The following is a 22,049-nucleotide window of genomic DNA, read 5'->3' as shown; positions in this document are numbered from 1 at the left end:
GTCAGGCGACCTCCCTGTGCTGCTGCCGGCCGCCCATCAAGAGGCCGATTTCGTCCACATCCGCCCTGTCGCTCTCCACGATGCCCATGATCCGCCCCTCGTAGAGCACGGCGATTCGGTCCGACAGATTGAGCAGTTCTTCCAGTTCTTCCGAAATGAGGATGATGCCGGCGCCGGCATCGCGAAGCTCGACGATGTAGCGCAGCATCGTGTTGATCGCGCCGACATCGAGGCCGCGGCTCGGATAGGCGGCTATCAGGACCTTGTCGGCGATGCGCATCTCGCGGCGGGCGACGAGGCGCTGCTGGTTGCCGCCGGAGAGGTTACGGATCGGTATGGCGAAATCGGGAATGGCGACGTCGGCGGCGGCCGCGATGTCCTTTGCGAGCGCTGTCGCAGCACTCGGCCGGTAGATGCCGCGCGATGTCACAGGCGCGTTTTTGTATTCGCGCATCACGGCATTGGCGGTGACGCTGAGGGCGGGTGCAAGGCCGCTATGCAGTCGGTCCTCGGGAATATGACCGATGCCAAGCTCGGCAAAGGCTGCCGCGTGACTGCGGGCCACGGGCTCGCCGTCGATCAGGATGCGGCCGGCGCTGGCGGGTCGCATGCCGCTCAGCACCTGGCTCAGCTCCCGCTGCCCGTTGCCGGCTACGCCGGCAATGCCGACGATCTCGCCGGCATGAACATGGAGGGTGATGTCGTGAAGCGCCTCGGCGCCGGTGTCGTCGAGGGCCGAGACATTATCGAGGCTCATGACCGGGCGGGCCGAAATCGGGGCTGCGCCCGCCGGCCGCCTGCGCATGTCGGCAAGCACGATGTCGCGCCCGACCATCAGCTTCGCCAGCATGCGCGGATTGCAGTCCGAAGTGTTCTCGGTTGCGATCCTGCGTCCGCTGCGCAGGATCGTGATGCGGTCGGAAATTTCCAGCACTTCGTCCAGCTTGTGGCTGATGAAGATCACGGCGTTGCCCTGCGCCGCGAAATTTCGGAGCGCCTTGAAGAGTTCGCGCGCTTCCGCAGGTGTCAGGACAGCGGTCGGTTCGTCGAGGATCAGCACGCGCGCCTGCCGGGCAAGGACGCGCAGGATCTCGACGCGCTGCTGCTCGCCTGTCGAAAGGTCGCTGACACGGGCGCCGGGGCGCGTTTCGAGGTTGAATTTCCTCGCGAGTTCGGCGGTGCGCGCCTCAAGCACCGGCGCGGAGGCCCGGCGCGGGGTGTCCGACCAGCCGAGATGGATATTCTCCGCGACCGTGAAGGCCTGCACGAGCTTGAAATGCTGGTGAACCATGCCGATGCCGGCGGCAATCGCCTGTAGCGGGGTCGCAAACTGCGTCGCGTAGCCGTCGATGATGATCTCGCCTGCATCGGGCTGGTAGATGCCCGTCAGGATGTTCATCAGGGTGGACTTCCCCGCGCCGTTCTCGCCAAGCAGGGCGTGGATCTCGCCGGGCATGACATCGAGATCGACATTCTCGTTGGCGACGACACCGGGGAAATACTTGGCAATACCCGTCAACTGGACGAGAGGCGGAGTACCCGCCGGGGGCGTATGGCGTTTGGTCTTCTCACTCATGCATGCACCGGCGGCTCGGTATGAAAGGCGGGCTTTGCCCGAGGGGACCCGGCCGGCTGACCAGCCAGGTTCCAGCCTTGGGAGGCCTTGTCGATTACGCGGTCAGGCCGGCGACACCTTCGACCGACCAATCCCAGTTGTAGAGTTCCACCTCGGTCATCTTCTGGCCCGCGGGTACACGAACCGTGCCGGTCGCGTCCTTGAGTTCGCCGACGAAGGGCGACCAGCCGCCCATGATCTTTTCGCGAACGGCATCGGCAGCTGCGCCCACTTCGGCCGGAACCTTCTCGCCCCACTTGTCGCGGTCGACGCCGGCGCCCATGGCAAAGAGGGTTTCGCTCGGCGTCCATGTCCCGGCGAGACGCTTTCCGACCTGATCGACGTAGAATTTGTTGAAGTCGATGAGGACGGAGGAGACGTAGGAGTTCGGGCCGTAGCGACGAATGTCGGTATTCCACATGGCGGCCCAGACGCCGCGCTTTTCGGCCACCTGCAGATATCCGGCCTCGTCCATGATGCCGAAGAGGAAGTCGCAGCCGTTGTCGATCAGCGCCGTGCCGGCCTGGGTGGCGGCCTGCGGATCGAACCAGGAGTTGATGACGATGGTCTGCACCGTCGCATTCGGGTTCACGGTGCGCGCACCCATCAGGAAGGCATTGGTGGAGGCATAGACCGAGGCGACCGGGAAGGAGGCGACATAGCCGAGCTTGCCCGACTTCGAAAGGTGGCCGGCGGCCACGCCGATAACATAGGTCGGATACCAGTGGGCAAGATAGTACCAGCCGAGATTGTCCATGGTCACATGGCCGTTGCACTCGAGGAAGGCGACCTCGGGCGCACGCTTGACGACCTCATGCAGGAAGTCGCCGTTCGAGGAGGTGTCGAAGATGATGTCCGCGTCTTCGCTGACGAACTGGCGATAGGTGCGCGTCGCGTCCGCGGAGTAGGGGATGTTTTCGACCTCGAGGATCTTCTTTAGCTTGGGATAGGCCTCCTTGACGGCAAGCAGGCCCTGATGGTGAGCCCAGGTCCAGCCCTCGTCGGAAATCGGGCCGACGTGACCGAAGCCGACCACCGCGTCCTCTTCCTTGATCGCCGGCAGCGGCTCGGCGGCGCGGGCCGTGCGCACGAGGCCGGCGGGCAGCATCATCGAGGCGGCACCGGCGGCGGTCATATTCAGAAATCCGCGGCGGGAAAGAGTACGCAGGTCGATCATGGAAACCCCTTTTGTGTTTATCGTCCAGTGCGGCGGCTATTCATCGCTTCGGCTCCGGAACTCCCATGTTATCGACGCAACAATTATGCCAGTTCCAGCCGCCGCGGTCTCTGCGACAACACGCGCCGGGGCACGCACCGGCGGAACATGAGACCATATGCAAAGCGCCCTTGAGAGATCGGACCGCGGTGGTTTGCGGCACCCATTGCACAGGGAGCGGCCGGGAGCCCGAGAAATTTTCGACTGCGGACAAATATTGAAATTGCGTATTTTTTTCATGGCGATAGTGAAGATTTCACCACTCGGGCATCAATCGAGCCTCTTGAATTTCACCGCGCGGAGTGCCTAAGATGCCTAAATGTGAAGCATGTTCAAAATTTATGCATGTCGCCTAAGTTGACGGCAGGGAGCGGGCAGTGGTCATCGCCGAGATATTTGATCCATCGGGTTCAGGACGCGGTCGGCGTCTGCGCTTTGGTGGGCGATGCGGAGCCGAGGCGCGTCCTCGATGATCGATACGGCGCGCTTCACTTTCAGCGGCAGGATCGTCTGCGACAGCTTTGCCGAGTTCGCATCGCATCGCGCCCTGCGGCTGGACCTCGAACTCGATATCGGCAACTGCAGCGACAGCTCGGTCAGCCTTTCGGTACGCGGACCGGAGGCATTGGTCGAAGCCTTCGAGATGGCCTGCAGTCTCGGGCCTTATGATTGCATCGTGCTGGATGTGGCCCGTGACGGATCGTAGGCCGCGCGGGTAGGCAAAGGAGCAGGAGCGGAAGATGAGAATGGAAACAGGGTGGGTTCCGGTTGCTTTGTCATCAACGCTGGAGCCGGGGACTTCAACCGGCGCCATCGTCGTCGGGCGGGAAATCGTCGTCTGGCGCGACAGTTCGGGCGCGGCGCATGTCTGGGAGGACCGCTGTCCGCACCGCGGCATGCGGATGAGCTTCGGCTTCGTGCGCGGCGATCACATCGCCTGCCTCTATCACGGCTGGCAGTATGATGCCGCCGGGCAATGCCGCTATATCCCCGCCCATCCCGATCTCGAGGTTCCGAAGACCATCAAGGTCCCGACCTATCTTTCGGAGGAAAGGCACGGCATCGTCTGGACGACGCTCTCGTCCGAGGCGACCTGTCCGGAAATACCCGGCGTCGCGGAGGTTACGCCGGTGCGCAGCATCTATATCAATGCATCTCTGGAGCGCGTATTCTTGGTACTCGAGCATTACGGGGCCGAATTCTCCATGACGGGCAGGAGTACGGGCATCCTTTTCACGGGCGGCGATCGGCTGCTGATCGCTTTCCAGGTGGTTTCGGCGGAGAAGACGGCGCTCCATATCGTCATCCTCGGTGCGCCGTCCGACAATGCCGGGCCCAAGCAGAAGCAATATGCGCAGTGGGCACAGGCCTTGCGGCTGAGGCTCGAGAGCCCTGTGCCTGTCGAGGCGGAGGTCGCCTGATGGCGGAGATCGCGCTGTATAATTACGAGCTCGACGAAAGCTCTTATCGCGCGCGCCTGCTGCTCTCCATGCTCGAGGTCGAATACAAGACGATCGCGGTCGACATGTTTCCCGGGCAGGAACAGACGAAGCCGCCGATGCTGGCACTCAATCCGCTCGGAACGCTGCCGGTCGTCACGGACGGCGAGCTCGTGCTTTACGGCACGGAGGCGGTGCTGCTCTATCTCGCCAAGGCCTACGACCCCGCGCGCGAATGGCTGCCACAGGATGCCGGAAAATTCGGGCAGGTGGCGACATGGCTCGGATTTGCGGCCTCCGCGCTGGCCCCGGCGATCGCGGCACGGCTGAAGGCACTCTTTGACACGCCGGGCGAGGAGGCCGCGCTTCGCGCCGGCGCCCGCAAGGCCTTCCGCATCATGGACGACCATATGACCCTGCGCCAGTTCGACGGCGCGGAATGGTTCGTGGGAAGCGCGGCGACGCTTGCCGATCTTGCGCTCTTCCCTAGCTTTGCGCTCAGTCGCGACTATGGTGTCGATCACGACGAGTATCCGGCGTTGCGCCGCTGGATCCGTCGCTTCCGCTCGCTCAAGGGCTTCAAGACGATGCCCGGCATCCCCGACTATCATTGATTTCGATTGGAATTCCGATGACACGGCTGACCCGCTTTTCCGTCAAACCCCTTTACACGATGACGCGGACGCTTGCCGATGTCGCCTCGGCGCGCCGGGAGCCCGACCTGGTCATCCAGGGTGCGCGAGCGCTTTCGACCTATTCCGAACGCATCCTCGAGGGCAGGGAGATCTGGATTTCCGGCGGTCGCATCGCCGCCGTCAAACCCGCAGGAAGCTATCGTGGCGGCAGTGCCAAGCTCTACGAAGCCCGCGGCGGCATAATCGCGCCGGGATTGGTCGATCCGCATATCCATATCGAATCGAGCATGGTCACGGCCTGCGCCTACGCGGAGGCGGCTCTTCTCAACGGCACGACGACGATCTTCTGCGACAGCCATGAGATCGGCAACGTCATGGACGTCGCCGGCGTCGAGGCCATGCTGGAGGACGCGCGGCAGGCGCCGCTTTCGATCTTCCTGACCGTGCCGAGCACCGTGCCGGCGACATCGGCGGCGCTGGAAACGGCCGGCGGCGACCTGACGCCGGACAAGATCGCGGCACTTTTCGACAAATGGCCGGAAGCCGTCGCTCTCGGCGAGAAGATGGATTTCGTGCAGGTGGCGATGGGCGACGAGCGCAGCCATGCCATTCTCGCCGCGGCGCTGCAGCGCGGGCGCCCCGTCTCCGGCCACGTCTATGGCCGCGAATTCGTTGCAGCCTATGCGGCATCGGGGGTGACCGACACGCACGAGGCGATCGACCGCGAGATCGCCGACGACCTGCTCGAGGCGGGCATCTGGCTTTTCCTGCGCGGTGGCCCGCCGACGACGCCCTGGCACAGCCTGCCGCATGCCATCAAGACGGTTACGGAACTCGGCGCCTCGCATAAGCGCATCGCGGTCTGTACGGACGACCGCGATGCCGAGGACCTGCTGCTCTTCGGGCTCGATTGGGTCACGCGGGAGGCGGTCGAAGCCGGCGTAAAGCCGGAGCGGGCCTGGGCCATGGGCTCGCTGCACGGCGCGACGCGCTTCGGCATGGAAGGCGAGATCGGCGGCCTCGGTGGTGGCCGACGCGCCGACCTTGTCCTGTTGACCGATGATCTCCGCCCCGTTTCCACATGGTATGGCGGCGAGCTCGTCGTCGACGATCGCCGCATCACGCCGCTGCTGGATGAAGCGCTTTCCAAGCCCTATCGCTATCCGGAAGCGGCTTACCATACGGTGAAGCTGCCCAGGAACCTGAAGCTGACCCCGGAACTGCCGACCGAGGCCGTCATTGCCCATACGATCAAGACCGAGCTGCCCGGAATCACCCTGGGCCACGTGAAGCTGACGCTCGAGCCTGCAAACGACTGGCAGACGCATTTCGATCGCCATGGTTTGTGCTTCGTCACCGTCGTCGAGCGCCATGGGAAGTCCTCCGGCAACGTTGCGCACGGTCTTCTCAACAGCTTCGGACTAAAAAAGGGAGCTGTTGCATCCTCAGTCGGCCATGACAGCCATAACATTATCGTCGCCGGCACGAACGAGGCCGACATGCAGGTGGCGCTCGATGCAATCGAGGCAAGCCAGGGCGGCGTCTGCGTCGTCATGGACGGCAAGGTGACGGCGATGGTGCCGTTGCCGATCGCGGGGCTGCTCTCCGACAAGCGCGTGCACGAGGTCGCGGAAGAGGTGAAAAAGCTGAAGGTCGAGTGGGAAAAGGCCGGATGCACCATCGCCTATATGGGCTTCAACCTTATCCCGCTTTCCGTCATCCCCGAGATCCGCATCACCGACAAGGGCCTTGTGCTGGTCCCGGAAATGGAGATCGCGCCGCTTTTCGAACGCGCCTGACGGAGCCTCTTCCTCTCCTGGAATCGGCTGGCACGGCCAATTTCACTTGAAATTATTCATGCTTTTCGAACAGTGCTATCATGGCGCTGGCTATTATCTCGTCGGGCGCAGCTTATTACATTCGATAGGTAAGCAGCCGACGGGTAGTGAGGCCTTGTCTGCGCGATATGTGAAAACTCCGAGGAGTGTTGAAGATGTCCAGATATACGATTTCAGCGCTGGGCGGACTGATTGCCGCTGCAGTCGTAGCGGTCAGCCCCGCTTTGGCTTCCAATGATGGCGACTACTACCAGGGCGCCAGCAGAGATTCTTACCAGCGCTACAGCAACACGCAAAGGTATCAGGCTCCGCGCCGTACCCGGACCTATGTTGACCGCATGCCTGTCAACAGCATCTTTGGCAGCCATAAAAATGTCCGGAACGGGGGTGAGGGTGAGTACTTCCAGGGACCCAACCGGAATTGAAATCCCTGAAGAACCAGCTTCCCTGATGGTTCGACGGGCGTAGTACCTCACAATTCAAAGTATCGAGCTGCGGTCCGAAGGTTTCCCTGGCCTCCCGGACCGCAGTGCGTTTCGGGCGATCGCGCCGCCTCACGCCTTGCCTATTGCTGATTGAGCTGGGCGCCCGCCAGAAGTTTTGCAAGCCAGTCGACGAAGACGCGGACCTTGTTGCTGAGGTGCCTGTTGGGCGGGTAGACGATGTAAATGGGCATGGCTTCCACGTGCCAGTCGTCGAGCACCCGAACCAGCCGACCGTCTGCGAGTTCATTGCGGATCATGAACACCGGCGCCTGGACGATGCCGAGGCCCGTCATCGCAGCCGTCATGTAGGTCCGGATGTCGTTAACGGACACGATGTAGCGCGGATTGATCTCGAAGCTCTCGTCGTCCTTCTTGAATTCGAAGGGTATGGTGCGCCCGGTCTGTGCGCGGAAATAGCTGATGGCATAGTGGTCCGTTTCCAGCTCCGTCGGCCGCTGCGGCACGCCGAATTTCTCGATGTAGGCTGGCGCCGCGCAGGTGATGAGGCTGATCTCCGAAATGCGGCGGGCGATCAGCGATTGATCGCTCGGCGTTCCCGCGCGCAATGCGCAGTCGACGTTTTCGGCGATGTAGTCGACCGGTCGGTCGCCAACGCCGAGGTCGACTCGTATGTCCGGATAGCGTTCGTAGAAATCGCAGAGTGCGGGCACGACGATGGTGTCGGCAAAGCCGCCGGACATTTCCACGCGCAGGCGGCCGGTCGGCAGGCTCTGCGAATTGGAGAGGCTGCCGTCCAGCTCGTCGAGCTCGGAGAGGAGTTGAACGGCTCGCTCGTAGTAGAGCGCGCCGTCGGTGGTCACCATGACGCGGCGTGTCGTGCGGTTGAGGAGCTTGGTGCGCAGATGTGCCTCCAGGCCCTGGATGAGATTGGTCACCGTCGCCTTCGGCATCGACAATGTATCGGCTGCACGGGTGAAGTTACCGGTCTCGACCACGCGAAGGAAGACGCGCATAGCTGAGAGTTGGTCCATGAATTTTCCCCGCGATGTGCGGCGCAACATTATTCGAGATACGGAACAGTGTTATCGCTTTGGCGCGACTTATGCCCGGAATTGAATAACAATATCTTTTTGAGGAGTTTTGCAAGCTGCCATTCTGCGCGTCCATGGATGCGTGTGAAAGGAGATCAAGTATGAACGTGCAGTGGAAAGATGTGATGCTGGAGAAGGTGGCTCTCGGGCCCGTTTCCGCACGCGTATACCACGGCGCGGATTGCAGCAAGGCGCCGCCTGTGGTGCTCTACCTGCACGGCGGTGCGTTCCTGGATACGGATGCCGAGACTGACCGGCCGGTGGCGATGAGCCTTGCCGGTACCGGAGCGGTGGTGGTTGCCGCCGATTACGGCAGCTGCTCGAAGAACGCGTTTCCCAAGGTTCTCGAGTGCGCCTATTCGATCCTGGCCTATCTCAGCAACAAGCGCATGGATCTTGGGAGCAAGAAATCGCTCCTGTTCGTCGCGGGCGAGGAGGCAGGCGGCAATATCGCGGCCGGCGTCGCGCTGAAGGCGAGGGACCTCATGCCGGGCTCGCTCGATGGGCAGCTCCTGATCTCGCCGCTCCTCGATCCCTTCATGGGCACTACCTCCTTCCGGCGCGCGGACGAAGTCGGCATGCGCCAGCGCTGGAGCGAAGGCTGGAACCATTATCTCGGCTTCAGCGGCGGCGTCTGCCACCCGTATGCCGCCCCTTGTTACTGTTCGCGTCTCGCCGGGGTTGCCCCGGCGCTCATCCTGACGGCAGAGGACGATCCGCTGCGCGATGAGGCGTTCGAGTACGGCTCTCGGCTCAAGAAGTCGGGAGTTTCAGTTCGCCAGCACGTCTTTCCCGCCGGGGCAGGCTGGCCGTCGATTTACGGCGGGCGATCCGAGAGCAGCCCGAAATGGCCAGGCGAAATAGCCCGCCAGTTCGAAAGCTTCGTTCAAGAGATGAGTGTGCGACACGCATGAGATTGCAACCGACATTGATTATGGCCTGAGGCCGCAAGGAGAATAGGATGACGTCGAAAAACAGGCGCTGGGCCCTATGGGGCACCGGCATAGGCCTTGCTGCGTCGATTGGCGCCGCGGCCATCTATCTGGATGTACCCCGCGGTGCGACCGCAGCGCCGGCTCCCGCACAGGCTCCCGCTGTGCCGGTGACGGTTTCTGTCGTCGAACCGCACGATATTACGGCATGGGAAGATTTCTCGGGCCGGCTCGAGGCAATCGACCGGGTGGAAGTGCGGCCTCGCGTTGCCGGTGCCATCCTGTCCGTACATTTCCGTGAAGGCGCCCTCGTGAAGAAGGGCAGTTCGCTGTTCACGATCGACCCGGCTCCCTATCAGGCGCTCGTCGATCAGGCTCAAGCGCAGGTGGGCGCCGCAAAGGCGCGGGTCAGCGTGACCAAGATCGAAGTCGATCGCGGTCAGCGACTCGTAGACAACCACACGATCCCGCAGAGCGACTTCGACCAGCGCGTAAGCGCCTATGACGAGGCCCAGGCCAACCTCAAGGCCGCCGAGGCAGCGCTCCAGACGGCGCAGCTGAACTTGGATTACACCGAAGTTCTTGCGCCGATCGACGGTCGCGCAAGCAAGATCGAAGTGACTGTCGGTAACCTGGTTGCCGCGGGCTCCGGTTCCCAGGAGCTGACGACGCTCGTCTCCGTAAGCCCAATCTATGCAAGCTTCGATGCGAGCGAAGAATCGGTCACGCGGGCGCTTGCCGCCTTGCCGCGCACGGATGCCGCCATCCCGCCGCTCGAGCAGATTCCTGTCGAGGTGGGCACGCTGACCGATGAGGGTACCCCGATCAAGGGTAACCTCCAGCTGGTCGACAACGAGGTGGATGCAGCAAGCGGCACGGTGCATGTTCGCGCGGTGTTCGACAACCCGGACGGCCATCTGCTGCCGGGTCAGTTCGTTCGCGTCCGGATGGGCCAGCCCAAGCCGGAGAGCAAGCTGGTCATCAGCGAGCGCGCGATCGGCACCGACCAGGACAAGAAGTTCGTCTTCGTCGTCGATGCCGACAACAAGGTCGCCTACCGCCAGGTCCAGCTCGGTGACACGGTCGATGGCATGAGGATCGTCGATAGCGGCCTCAACGCCGGCGATCGTGTCGTTGTCAACGGCCTGCAGCGGGTTCGCCCCGGTGCGCTCGTCCAGCCGCAGGTCGAAGACAAGGTCGCCGCTGCAAAGTAATGCCGACCGTGCGGGCGGGAGTGAATCCTCCGCCCGCCGTTTTTTCATCCGTTTCGCAATGCTTCCGACGCCCATCCGCCGCCGGCCCTAGTTTCTGCGTCCATCGTTCAACCCCGGAGAGGGATTTGACATGAACATCTCAAGATTTTTCGTCGACCGCCCAGTCTTCGCCGGCGTGCTGTCGGTCCTGATCCTGGTCGCGGGCCTGATCGGCCTGCGGTTGTTGCCGATTTCCGAATATCCGGAAGTCGTGCCGCCCTCGATCGTCGTCACGGCGCAATATCCCGGCGCCAACCCGAAGGTCATCGCCGAAACCGTCGCGACCCCGCTCGAAGAGCAGATAAACGGCGTCGACGGCATGCTCTACATGAACAGCCAGGCGACTTCCGACGGCCTGCTGACGCTGACGGTCACCTTCAAGCTCGGCACCGATCCGGACCAGGCGCAGCAGCTCGTGCAGAACCGCGTGTCCCAGGCCGAGCCGCGCCTGCCGCAGAACGTGCGCGATCTCGGCATAACCACGGTCAAGAGCTCGCCCGACCTGATGATGGTCGTGAACCTGATTTCGCCCGACAATCGCTATGACATCACCTATCTGCGCAACTACGCCACGCTGAACGTCAAGGACAGGCTCGCCCGCATCGAGGGCGTCGGGCAGGTTCAGGTCTTCGGCTCGGGCGACTATTCCATGCGCGTTTGGGTGGATCCGCAGAAGGCGGCTGAGCGCGGCCTTGCGGCGAGCGACATTGCCAATGCCGTGCGCCAACAGAACGTCCAGGCCGCTGCCGGCATCATCGGCGCTTCGCCGAACCTTCCGGGTCTCGACGTGCAGCTGAACGTCAACGCCCAGGGCCGCCTGCAGACGCCGGAGGAATTCGGCAACATCATCGTCAAGAGTGGCGCCAACGGCCAGATCACGCGTCTGCGCGACGTCGCCCGCGTCGAACTGGGTGCTGCCGACTACTCGCTGCGTTCGCTGCTGGACGGCAAGGCCGCTGTTGCGGTGCCGGTCTTCCAGGCGCCGGGCTCCAACGCCATCACCATCTCGGACGAGGTCGTCAAGACCATGAACGAGCTGCAGAAGGCGATGCCAGAGGGCGTGAAGTACGAGATCGTCTATGACACGACGCAGTTCGTGCGTGCCTCGATCGAGAAGGTCGTCGACACGCTGCTCGAAGCCATCGCGCTCGTCGTCATCGTCGTCATCCTGTTCCTGCAGACGTGGCGTGCGTCGATCATTCCGCTGATCGCCGTTCCGGTCTCCATCATCGGCACCTTCGCCGTGATGTACGTCTTCGGCTTCTCGATCAACGCGCTCAGCCTGTTCGGCCTGGTTCTCGCGATCGGTATCGTCGTCGACGACGCGATCGTGGTGGTGGAGAACGTGGAGCGAAATATCGAAAACGGCCTCAGTCCGAGGGATGCGACCTATCGCGCCATGCGGGAAGTGTCCGGACCGATCATCGCGATCGCGCTGGTGCTCGTTGCTGTGTTCGTGCCGCTCGCCTTCATCTCCGGCCTGTCCGGCCAGTTCTACCGCCAGTTCGCGCTGACGATCGCCATCTCGACGGTCATCTCCGCGTTCAACTCGCTGACGCTTTCGCCGGCGCTGGCGGCTCTGCTGCTGAAGGGCCAGCATGAGCCGAAGGATCTGGTGACGCGGGTGATGGATCGCACGCTCGGCTGGTTCTTCCGCGGCTTCAACTGGGTCTTCCACCGCGGCTCCGAGGGCTACGGCCGCGGCGTTGGCGGCATCCTTTCGCTGAAGAGCCTGGTCATGGTGGTCTACATCGCCTTGATCGGTGCGACTTACTACATGTTCCAGGTCGTTCCCGGCGGTTTCGTTCCGGCCCAGGACAAGCAGTACCTGATCGGCTTCGCGCAGCTTCCGGATGCCGCAAACCTCGACCGTACCGAGGACGTGATCAAGCGCATGAGCGAAATCGCCATGGCGCAGCCGGGCGTCGACCACGCTATCGCCTTCCCGGGCCTGTCGATCAACGGTTTCACGAACTCGTCCAATGCCGGCATCGTCTTCGTGAAGCTCAAGTCCTTTGAAGAGCGGAAGACGCCCGACCTGTCGGGCGGCGCGATCGCCATGCAGCTGAACCAGAAGTTCGCTGCGATCCAGGATGCCTTCATCGCCATGTTCCCGCCGCCGCCCGTTCAGGGCCTCGGCACGACCGGCGGCTTCAAGATGCAGATCGAGGATCGCGCCGGCCTCGGCTATCAGGCCCTCGACGAAGCCAACAAGGCATTCCTCGCCAAGGCCTACCAGGCGCCCGAGCTGGCCGGTCTCTTCTCGAGCTACCAGATCAACGTGCCGCAGCTCTACGCGGACCTTGATCGCTCCAAGGCCGAACAGCTGGGCGTCTCGGTGACGGATGTCTTCGATACGCTGCAGATCTATCTCGGCTCGCTCTATGTGAACGACTTCAACGCCTTCGGACGCACATACAGCGTGCGTGTGCAGGCCGACGCCAAGTTCCGCGCCCATGCCGACGATATCGGCGCGCTCAAGGTGAAGTCGCAGTCCGGTCAGATGATCCCGCTTTCGGCGCTGCTCAAGGTCGAGCCGACGACGGGACCGGAACGCACCACCCGGTACAACGGCTTCCTCGCCGCCGATATCAACGGCGGTCCTGCACCCGGCTTTTCGTCGGGCCAGGCACAGGCAGCCGTCGAGCGCATCGCCAATGAAACCCTGCCGCCCGGCATCTCGTTCGAGTGGACGGATCTGACATACCAGCAGATCCTGGCTGGCAGCTCGGGCTTCATCATCTTCCCGCTGGCACTGCTGCTCGTCTACCTCGTGCTGGCAGCCCAGTATGAAAGCCTGGCCCTGCCGCTCGCGATCGTCATGATCGTCCCGATGGGTGTGTTCGCGGCGCTTGTCGGCGTGTGGTTCACCGGTGGCGACAACAACATCTTCACCCAGATCGGGTTGATGGTGCTGGTGGGGCTGTCGGCGAAGAACGCGATCCTGATCGTGGAATTCGCCCGAGAGCTGGAATTCGAGGGACGAACTCCGGTCCAGGCGGCGGTCGAGGCCAGCCGGCTGCGCCTGCGTCCGATCTTGATGACGTCGATGGCCTTCATCATGGGTGTCGTTCCGCTGGTGACGTCCACCGGCGCCGGCGCGGAAATGCGCGCGGCCATGGGCATCGCGGTGTTCTCGGGCATGATCGGCGTGACCTTCTTCGGCATCTTCATGACGCCGGTGTTCTACGTCATCATCCGCAAGCTCTCGCGCAACCGTCCGCTGATCCAGCACAAGGAAGAGGAGCACGAGCACAAGGGTGCCGAGGTGATCCGCCTCGCGGCTGAATAGGCAGCGGGCTTTCCGGAAAAACGAGGGCGGAACCATGGTCCCGCCCTTTTTCGTTCGGCATCACGCCCGACGTGCGGTTCGCGCAAAATGGCCCTTGCGGAAAAGGAGTTTTTCCATTTGCCTTGGCCCCATTTCCGGCAAGCCTCTATGCAAGTCAAGGCAAGGGGCTTATCTGACAAGTTCATGGGGGTGACGTTGCGTGAGGAGCGCGCGTTCCCACCATGTAGGCAGTCGATCGGATTCGTGGCGGCAAGCTGTTCAGGCAAGATCGCCCGTGTCCCAAGCGGCGACAAGCTGGGAGGCAACCGATGACAGGAACGGCAGGCGCCGGAGGAACACGGCGGATCGCCTTTCTCGGGACCGGGCTCATGGGAGCCCCGATGGCGCGGCGGCTGCTCGGCGCAGGTTTTTCACTCAGTGCCTGGAACCGCGATCCAAGGAAGGCCGAGCCTCTGGCTGGCGATGGAGCGACCATTGCGGCGAGCGCCGTCGAGGCTGCCCGAGGCGCCCCTGTCGTCGTCACCATGCTGACAAACGCAGCCGCCGTGGGAGAGGTGCTTTTCGATCATGGCGTAGCGGATGAGCTGGAACGCGGGGCGGTCATCATCGACATGAGCTCGATCCCGCCGGCTGTAGCGCAGTCACATTCGGAGCGATTGTCGCAGCTCGGGATCCGCCATATCGACGCACCGGTCTCGGGCGGCGTGGTCGGCGCAACGGCTGGAACGCTCGCCATCATGGCCGGAGGCAATGCAGCGGACGTCGAGGAGCTTGCGGATGTCTTCGCGGCAATGGGCCGCGTCACCCATGTCGGTCCCAGCGGATCCGGCCAGCTTGCCAAGCTCGGTAACCAGCAAATTGTCGCCGTCACCATCGGCGCGGTCGCGGAGGCGATGATGCTGATCGAAGCGGGCGGCGGCTCGCCGGAGGCGTTTCGCAACGCCATCCGCGGAGGCTTCGCGGAGAGCCGTATCCTTGAGCTGCATGGCAAGAGGATGGTTGATCGCGAATTCACGCCAGGCGGATCGTCGAACAACCAGCTCAAGGACCTCAACGCCGTGCTCGCCGTCGCCGAAGCCCTCTCGCTGACACTGCCGCTCACCGAGACGGTCCAGAAAGCGTTCTCCGACTTCGTTGCGGACGGAGGCGGAGAGAGGGACCACAGCGGCCTGCTGCTGCATCTCGAATCCATGAATTCCCGCAAAAAGGAACAGCCGTAGTCATGACCGAAGCAAAGAAGCCGGGGCGTCGTCTGCGTTCACAGGACTGGTTCGACAATCCGGATCATATCGATCTGACGGCGCTCTATCTGGAGCGCTTCATGAACTACGGCATCACGCCGGAGGAACTGCGTTCCGGAAAACCGGTCATCGGCATTGCCCAGAGCGGCAGCGACCTCAATCCGTGCAATCGGCACCACCTCGACCTCGCCAAGCGCGTTCGTGACGGCATCCGTGACGCCGGTGGAATTCCGATCGAGTTTCCGACGCATCCGATGTTCGAGAACTGCAAGCGGCCGACCGCCGCACTCGACCGAAACCTCGCCTACCTCGGCCTAGTCGAGATACTCTACGGCTACCCTATCGATGGCGTGGTGCTCACCACCGGCTGCGACAAGACCACGCCCTCGGCCCTGATGGCAGCCTCGACCGTCGACATCCCGGCGATCGTTTTCTCCGGTGGGCCGATGCTCGACGGCTGGCACAATGGCGAGCTGGTCGGTTCGGCGACCGTGATCTGGCGTTCGCGGCGCAAGCTCGCCGCCGGCACGATCAACGAGCAGGAGTTCTTCGAGGCGGCGCTCGATTCCGCGCCGTCCGTCGGCCATTGCAACACGATGGGCACGGCTTCGACGATGAACGCCATGGCCGAGGCTCTCGGCATGTCACTGACCGGCTGCGCCGCGATTCCCGGCGCCTATCGCGAGCGCGGGCAGATGGCCTACCGCACTGGCCGGCGTGCCGTGGAGCTGGTGCTCGAGGACATCAAGCCCTCCGACATCCTGACGCGCAACGCTTTCCTGAATGCGATCCGCGTCAACTCCGCGATCGGCGGCTCTACAAATGCCCAGCCGCATCTGGCGGCAATGGCGAAGCACGCCGGCGTCGAGCTGTATCCCGACGACTGGCAGGTGCATGGCTATGACATTCCGTTGCTCGCCAATGTCCAGCCGGCCGGCGCCTATCTCGGCGAGCGGTTCCATCGCGCCGGCGGCGTGCCCGCGATCATGTGGGAGTTGTTGCAGGTGGGCAAGCTCGATGGCGACTGTCCGACGGTCACCGGCAAGACGATGGCGGAGAACCTGGAGGGCCGTGAATCGATCGACCGCGAGGTCATCCGCCCCTTCGCCGAGCCTCTAAGGGAACGCGCCGGCTTTCTCGTGCTCAAGGGAAACCTCTTTGATTTCGCCATCATGAAGATGAGCGTCGTCTCGGACGAGTTTCGGCGCCGCTATCTGCAGGAGCCCGGCCATGAAGGCGTCTTTGAGGGCAAGGCCGTGGTCTTCGATGGCTCGGAGGACTACCACGCGCGCATCAACGATCCGGCGCTCGGCATCGACGAGAATACCATCCTGTGCATTCGCGGCGCCGGCCCGCTCGGCTGGCCCGGCTCCGCCGAGGTCGTCAACATGCAGCCGCCGGACGCGCTCCTGAAGCGGGGCATCACCAGCCTGCCGACGATCGGTGACGGACGCCAATCGGGGACGGCCGACAGCCCTTCGATCCTCAATGCGTCGCCCGAGAGTGCTGCGGGCGGAGGCCTTGCATGGCTCCGCACCGGCGACAGGATTCGCATCGACTTCAACAAAGGACGCTGCGACATGCTGGTGGAGGAGGCGGAAATCGAGAGGCGGAAGGCAGACGGCATCCCGCCCGTGCCGGCCGACGCGACACCCTGGCAGCAAATTTACCGCCGCTCGGTGACGCAGCTTTCCGATGGCGCAGTGCTGGAAGGCGCGACGGAATTCCGCAAGATCGCCCAGCGGCCGCCCAGGCACAATCACTGACGGCTGCGATGCGAGGCTTGTTGCCTGCCGAGGTCGCGATGCGGTCCGTCGAGCCGTTTCAGGCCGGACTGGACTCGATCTCGGGCCGGGCCTCGAGATACCAGTCCACGAAAGCCTTGACGCCCGTCGCAAGGCCCGTCCCGGGTTTGTATCCCGTCAGGTTTTCGAGGAGCGCGGGGCTCGCAAAAGTGCGCGGCACGTCGCCCTTCTGCATGGGCAGCATCTTGCGCTGTGCCCGCCTGCCGAGCGCGGCCTCCACTGTCTCGACGAAATCGAGAAGGCTGATGGGCTGCCCGCCGCCGATGTTGACGACGCGGAACGGTGCCTGGTGCGACAGGCTGTCGGCCACCCCCTCGGCGATAACCCGGTTTTCCTCCGACGGCACAATGGCAGAAAGCCGGACGATCCCTTCGACGAGATCGTCGATATAGGTGAAGTCGCGGCTCATCTTGCCCTCGCCATAGATCTCGATCGGCTCGTCGTCGAGCATGGCTTTCACGAACTTGAAGAGCGCCATGTCCGGGCGGCCCCAGGGACCATAGACGGTGAAGAAGCGAAATGCGGTGACGGGGAGCTTGTAGAGATGCGAATGGCTGTGGGCCATCAGCTCCATGGCCTTCTTCGTGGCAGCGTAGATCGTGAGCGGTTCGTCCGTCCTGTCGATCTCGCGGAAGGGCACGTCAGGATTTGCGCCGTAGATCGACGACGTGGATGCCATCATGAGATGGCGCACATTTGCGCGCTGCGCCAGTTCCAGGACGTTCCAGGATCCCATGACGTTCGAGTCCAGGTAGGCTTTGGGATTTTCCAGGCTATAGCGGACGCCCGCCTGCGCTGCGAGATGAACGACGATGTCCGGTTGTGCGATCTCGAATGCCACTTCGACAGCGCCGCGGTCCTCCAGCATGGCGATAACGGGGCGAAAGGACGGAAACTGCGAGAGAGCGGCGTGCCGCATCTGCTTCAGCTTGACGTTGTAGTAGGGCGTCAGGCCGTCAAAGCCCACCACGTCATGCCCATCCTGCAGCAGCCTGCGGGCCAGGTGGAAGCCGATGAAACCCGCAGTGCCGGTGATAAAATAGCGCATTCCCGTTTCCTTCAGCCTTCCTGCCGACCAAAAGACGACGGAGGGCCCACGCGAGGAGCCTTATCCGATTCGCGACAGTTATCATGGCTTCGGTGCGTTCGGCTATCGCCCGGAGACGGATTGCGTCATTTGTTCCTGCAGGCATCGAAAGGGCGCGCCATATCAGGCGATCACCCTTCTATCCGACCTGGCCGGCGCCGCCCGCGTCAGTGTCTGCCGAATTCGTCGACGATGCGGATGATATCGTCTTCACCGAGGTAAGAACCGGTCTGGACCTCGATGAGTTCCAGCATGATCTTGCCCGGATTGGCAAGGCGATGGATCTCGCCGAGCGGGATATAGACGGATTCGTTCTCGCGCAGCATCTGTACGTTCTCGCCGATCGTCACCTCGGCCGTTCCCTTGACGACGATCCAATGTTCCGAACGGTGGTGATGCTTCTGCAGGGACAGCTTCTTGCCGGGGAGCACGAAGATGCGCTTCACCTGGAAACGGTCGCCGTTGAGGATCGATGTGTAGCCGCCCCAGGGGCGATACGAAGTCGGATGCGTTTCCGTCAGCTTCGAGGTGGCGGGAGCGTTGGCGAGCAGCTTGACCAGCTTGCCCACATCCTGGCTGTCCTTGAGGTGGCCGACATAGACAGCGTCTTCGCTGGCGATGACCGCGACATCGTCGAGGCCCTGGACCGCGAGATGCACGCCATGGGACATCACAAGCGAGTTCCTGGTGTTGACCAGCGTGGTGCTGCCGGTCGCGACGTTGCCGCTCTCATCGCGCGTGCCCGTCTTCCAGACGGAATCCCAGCTTCCGAGATCCGACCACTTGAACGGCGAGGGGACGATGGCCGCGTTCGGCGTCTTTTCCATGAGCGCATAGTCGATCGAGATGTCCGGGCACTTGGCAAAGGCGTCGGCGTCGAGCCTGATGAAATCGAGGTCCCGCACGGCCTTGGAGACGGACTTGCCCACGGCCTTGAGCACATTCGGCGCATATTCGGTCAGTTCGCTGACGAGCTGCGGGATGGAGAACATGAACATGCCGGAGTTCCAGTAGAAGTCGCCGGCTTCGAGCATCTTCTGCGCCTTCTCCAGCGCGGGCTTTTCGATGAAGCGCTTCACCGCGTGGGCGCCCTCAGGCAGTTTGTCGCCGATCTCGATGTAGCCGTAGCCGGTCGCGGGCTCGGTGGGGCTGATGCCGAAGGTCACCAGCTTGCCCTTGGCGGCTGTGTCGCGGGCAATGCGGATACAGTCGTAGTAGCTTTTGTCGGCAACGATCTCGTGGTCGGAGGCCAGAACCTGGATGATTGCCTTGTCGCCGAAGAGATCGGAAGCGAGAGTAGCCGCGGCGGCAACGGCAGGCGCGGTGTTGCGGGCGACCGGCTCAAGCAGCATTGCGGAGAGCTTTACGCCAACCTCGCGGGCCTGCTCGGCAACGAGGAACCGGAACTCCTCGTTGGTAACCACGATCGGGGCTTCGTAAAGCTCCGGATCGGCCAGACGGGAAAGCGTCTCCTGGAAGAGCGTCTTGTCGCCGATGAACTGGATGAACTGCTTCGGCGCCGTTGCGCGCGAAAGCGGCCAAAGACGCGTTCCCTTGCCGCCAGCCATGATTACCGGAACTATCTTTGACGTCATCTTGGTCCCTTTGTCTGAAATCGTTTGAGTCGCGGGGGCGCTGGCCGGCCTAGTTGGCCTTCGCCCAGTCCTTTATCGTGTCCAGCCCCTGCCGCAAGAGGCTTCTTGCGCCTTCTTCCGTTTCGGCCTCGACATAGCAGCGCATCTCGGGTGCGTTGCCGGAGGGGCGGAAATGGATGATGCGCCGGTCGGCGAGCGTGACCCTAAGTCCGTCGATGTCGCTCTTTGCGGCAACCTGGCCGATCGGGTCGAGGAAAGCTGCAAGATTGGTGTCGGATTGGCGCAGATGGGTCATGAGCCGCGCGCTCGTTTCGACCGGGAAGTTTTCCAGCCGGTCTGCCGCTGCGACAGGCATGCGATAGGCGGCGGCGACGGCGGAAAGCGGCTTCTTCTGGGTGGCGGCAAGATAAAGCGTGGAAAGTATCGGCAGGAAGCTGTCGCGGGTCGGCAGCGGAAGCGCCTCTTGACCGTTGATCGTGAAGGGCGTCGCGGTGAGAAGTCCGCCGTTTGCCTCGAAGCCCATGACCTGGTTCTTGCCTCCGGCGACAGCCTCGTCCATGCCCGCAATGACGTAGGGCGATCCGACGCGTGTGCGCACGACGGCGAAGGACCCGGCGGCCTCGATGCCCGAGTTTGATGTGACCGGGGTGACGACCACCTTCGCTTCCAGGAAATTCGCAGCGATCAGGCCAAGCAGGTCGCCGCGCAGCGGCTCGCCCGTTTCGTTGGAAACCAGCGGTCGGTCGCCGTCGCCGTCGGCGGAAACGATGGTGTCGAGCCTGTGCTCTGCTGTCCAGCCGCGCAGCAGCGCGATCGTGTCCTCGGAGACAGCCTCGGTATCCACCGGAATGAACGTTTCGGACCTGCCGAGCGGCACGACATCGGCGCCGTAGTGCAGTAGCACCCGTACAAGAAGGTCGCGTGCAACGGTGCTGTGCTGGTAGACGCCCACCTTCAGGCCAGAGAGCGCGCCGCCGGGCAGCAGGGCGGCGTTGCGCTCGAAGAAGAGTTCCTCGCAGGGGCCGGACTGATCCTCGGCGGTGCCTCGAGCCTCGTCGATCGCCTGATCGGCTCCTCCGATGGCGTCGGCAAAGCTGCTGATCGCCGTCTCGTCCTGTTTGGCGATCTCGCCGTCCGGCCGGTAGAACTTGATGCCGTTGCGATCCGCCGGGATATGCGATCCGGTGATCATCAGCGAGGCGGCCCCGTGCTGCAGGCTGTAGAGGGCAAGTGCCGGTGTCGGAAGGGTCCCGCAATCGACCGGGCGAAAGCCGGCGCGTGCGAGCGCGCCAATGCAGGTTGCCGAAATTTCCGGGCTCGAGTCGCGGAAGTCGCGGCCGATGAAAATCGGATCTCCCGCCTTTGCCTGCCCGCTTTCCAGCAGGTGGCGCGCGAAGGCCGTGGCGTAGAGCGCGGAGGCTCGCCCCTTCAAATCGACGGAAAGGCCGCGAAGGCCGCTAGTTCCAAATTTCATCTTTAAATATATCCCGGCAGTTCTGTCGGCCGCAAAGCAAGGAAGTCCTATCAATCGCTCCGAGCCATGTAAATATTATCGCGAGCACATAGTTAAGGCCACGAGCGACTATGCTTTTCATTCCAAGAATTGGGATGCTCTTGCATTTCGTTTCCTCCGTATCGCCGAAGCGTGTCCCGTTCATGAAACTGCGGCGCGTTTCATCTTTCGACCCTTGCGCGGGGCTGCAGTCGGTCGATCTCATGTAAACCGAGCGGCAAAGAGTGGAAAACAGTTTTTTGAGTTCTTCAGCGCCATGTCGACCCTTCCGGGGCGAGGGGGCTGGGCCTATGAAGGACTGACGAGCGGCAACGATCGAGGCGGGCATGTCTGAAAGCAAAGTGAATCTCGAAGAAAGCTGGCGAGCAGCCCTTCTCCCCGAATTTGCCAGCCCGTACATGCAGCAGCTCAGGACCTTCCTGATCGGAGAGAAAGAGCAGGGCAAGGTCGTCTTTCCAAAGGGCGCCGAATATTTCCGGGCGCTCGATCTTACGCCGCTCTCAAGCGTCAAGGTCGTTATCCTGGGGCAGGATCCCTATCACGGACTTGGCCAGGCGCATGGGCTCTGCTTCAGCGTTCGCCCCGGCGTGCGCATTCCGCCGTCGCTGGTGAACATCTACAAGGAGATGGAGGCGGATCTCGGCATTCCCCCGGCCCGCCATGGCTTTCTTGAAAGCTGGGCTCGCCAGGGCGTGCTGCTCTTGAACAGCGTCCTGACGGTCGAGGAGGCGCGTGCTGCGTCACACCAGGGCAAGGGTTGGGAGCGCTTCACGGATGCTGTCATCCGCGTCGTCAATGACGAATGCGACTCCGTCGTCTTCATGCTCTGGGGCTCCTATGCGCAGCGCAAGGCTGCCTTCGTCGATACATCGCGGCATCTCGTCCTGAAGACGGTGCACCCTTCGCCGCTTTCCGCGCATAACGGGTTCTTCGGCTGCAGGCACTTTTCGAAGGCGAACGAGTTCCTGAAGTCACGCGGCCGCGAGCCGATCGACTGGCAATTACCCGCCAATCCACAATCCAGCTGAAGGATGAATTCGCTCGCCTTTTT

The 22,049-nt window shown here is 62.9% G+C and carries 17 protein-coding genes; 11 read left to right on the top strand and 6 right to left on the bottom strand.

Translation table 11 applies throughout. The features are described 5' to 3' along the window. Nucleotide 1: 1 nt before the first annotated feature. Both EV286_RS27860 and EV286_RS27855 read right to left on the bottom strand, forming a co-directional pair. The gene (locus EV286_RS27860; RefSeq protein WP_132960503.1) at nt 2-1,576 is read right to left on the bottom strand and encodes an ABC transporter ATP-binding protein; all 1,575 of its coding nucleotides are present in this window, start codon (nt 1,574-1,576) and stop codon (nt 2-4) included. Nucleotides 1,577-1,670: 94 nt separating this feature from the next. After that, nucleotides 1,671-2,792 carry a BMP family ABC transporter substrate-binding protein gene (locus EV286_RS27855; RefSeq protein WP_132960502.1) on the bottom strand — a complete coding sequence of 374 codons (1,122 nt, stop codon included), beginning with the start codon at nt 2,790-2,792 and terminating at the stop codon, nt 1,671-1,673. A 508-nt stretch (nt 2,793-3,300) separates the two neighbouring features. On the opposite strand from EV286_RS27855, the gene EV286_RS27850 reads away from it, so the two are divergent. The 5 genes from EV286_RS27850 (at nt 3,301) to EV286_RS27830 (ending at nt 7,168) form a co-directional block, all read left to right on the top strand. Beyond that, nucleotides 3,301-3,537, top strand: a complete 237-nt coding sequence (locus EV286_RS27850; RefSeq protein WP_245500856.1) for a hypothetical protein — start codon at nt 3,301-3,303, stop codon at nt 3,535-3,537. 34 nt (nt 3,538-3,571) lie between these two features. Next, the gene (locus EV286_RS27845; protein WP_132960501.1) at nt 3,572-4,252 is read left to right on the top strand and encodes a Rieske (2Fe-2S) protein; all 681 of its coding nucleotides are present in this window, start codon (nt 3,572-3,574) and stop codon (nt 4,250-4,252) included. After that, nucleotides 4,252-4,884, top strand: coding sequence for a glutathione S-transferase family protein (locus tag EV286_RS27840; protein WP_132960500.1), 633 nt, complete (start codon nt 4,252-4,254; stop codon nt 4,882-4,884). The genes EV286_RS27845 and EV286_RS27840 overlap by 1 nt, the downstream gene beginning before the upstream one ends. 17 nt (nt 4,885-4,901) lie before the next feature. Further along, the gene (locus EV286_RS27835; protein ID WP_132960499.1) at nt 4,902-6,704 is read left to right on the top strand and encodes an adenine deaminase C-terminal domain-containing protein; all 1,803 of its coding nucleotides are present in this window, start codon (nt 4,902-4,904) and stop codon (nt 6,702-6,704) included. 194 nt (nt 6,705-6,898) lie between these two features. Then, a complete protein-coding gene (locus EV286_RS27830) occupies nt 6,899-7,168 on the top strand; it encodes a hypothetical protein (RefSeq protein ID WP_132960498.1) in 270 nt (89 codons plus the stop codon). A 140-nt stretch (nt 7,169-7,308) separates the two neighbouring features. On the opposite strand, the gene EV286_RS27825 is transcribed toward EV286_RS27830, so the two are convergent. After that, nucleotides 7,309-8,220, bottom strand: coding sequence for a LysR family transcriptional regulator (locus tag EV286_RS27825; protein ID WP_132960497.1), 912 nt, complete (start codon nt 8,218-8,220; stop codon nt 7,309-7,311). Between the two features lie 161 nt (nt 8,221-8,381). Between EV286_RS27825 and EV286_RS27820 the strand changes: the two genes are divergently transcribed. The 5 genes from EV286_RS27820 (at nt 8,382) to EV286_RS27800 (ending at nt 16,764) form a co-directional block, all read left to right on the top strand. Then, entirely contained in the window at nt 8,382-9,194 is an 813-nt protein-coding gene (locus tag EV286_RS27820; RefSeq protein WP_132960496.1) for an alpha/beta hydrolase, read from the top strand. A gap of 47 nt (nt 9,195-9,241) precedes the next feature. Continuing rightward, a complete protein-coding gene (locus EV286_RS27815; RefSeq protein WP_132960495.1) occupies nt 9,242-10,426 on the top strand; it encodes an efflux RND transporter periplasmic adaptor subunit in 1,185 nt (394 codons plus the stop codon). Nucleotides 10,427-10,556: 130 nt separating this feature from the next. Next, entirely contained in the window at nt 10,557-13,757 is a 3,201-nt protein-coding gene (locus EV286_RS27810; protein WP_132960494.1) for an efflux RND transporter permease subunit, read from the top strand. A gap of 308 nt (nt 13,758-14,065) precedes the next feature. Next, complete coding sequence (locus EV286_RS27805) at nt 14,066-14,977, top strand: NAD(P)-dependent oxidoreductase (RefSeq protein WP_132960493.1); 912 nt, start codon at nt 14,066-14,068, stop codon at nt 14,975-14,977. A 2-nt stretch (nt 14,978-14,979) separates the two neighbouring features. After that, a complete protein-coding gene (locus EV286_RS27800; RefSeq protein WP_132960492.1) occupies nt 14,980-16,764 on the top strand; it encodes an IlvD/Edd family dehydratase in 1,785 nt (594 codons plus the stop codon). Nucleotides 16,765-16,822: 58 nt separating this feature from the next. Here EV286_RS27800 and EV286_RS27795 read toward each other — a convergent pair whose 3' ends face one another. The 3 genes from EV286_RS27795 to EV286_RS27785 form a co-directional block, all read right to left on the bottom strand. After that, nucleotides 16,823-17,851: an NAD-dependent epimerase gene (locus EV286_RS27795; RefSeq protein ID WP_132960491.1), complete on the bottom strand. Its 1,029-nt coding sequence runs from the start codon at nt 17,849-17,851 to the stop codon at nt 16,823-16,825. A gap of 206 nt (nt 17,852-18,057) precedes the next feature. Then, the gene (locus EV286_RS27790; RefSeq protein ID WP_132960490.1) at nt 18,058-19,485 is read right to left on the bottom strand and encodes a mannose-1-phosphate guanylyltransferase/mannose-6-phosphate isomerase; all 1,428 of its coding nucleotides are present in this window, start codon (nt 19,483-19,485) and stop codon (nt 18,058-18,060) included. A gap of 49 nt (nt 19,486-19,534) precedes the next feature. Further along, the gene (locus tag EV286_RS27785) at nt 19,535-20,959 is read right to left on the bottom strand and encodes a phosphomannomutase (RefSeq protein WP_132960489.1); all 1,425 of its coding nucleotides are present in this window, start codon (nt 20,957-20,959) and stop codon (nt 19,535-19,537) included. 365 nt (nt 20,960-21,324) lie between these two features. Between EV286_RS27785 and ung the strand changes: the two genes are divergently transcribed. Then, nucleotides 21,325-22,026: a uracil-DNA glycosylase gene (gene ung, locus EV286_RS27780; protein WP_132960488.1), complete on the top strand. Its 702-nt coding sequence runs from the start codon at nt 21,325-21,327 to the stop codon at nt 22,024-22,026. The last annotated feature ends 23 nt before the right edge of the window (nt 22,027-22,049 follow it).

The sequence above is a fragment of the Rhizobium sp. BK251 genome, assembly GCF_004345245.1.
Taxonomy (GTDB): Bacteria; Pseudomonadota; Alphaproteobacteria; order Rhizobiales; family Rhizobiaceae; genus Rhizobium.
This window is presented reverse-complemented; position numbering and strand designations above follow the sequence as displayed.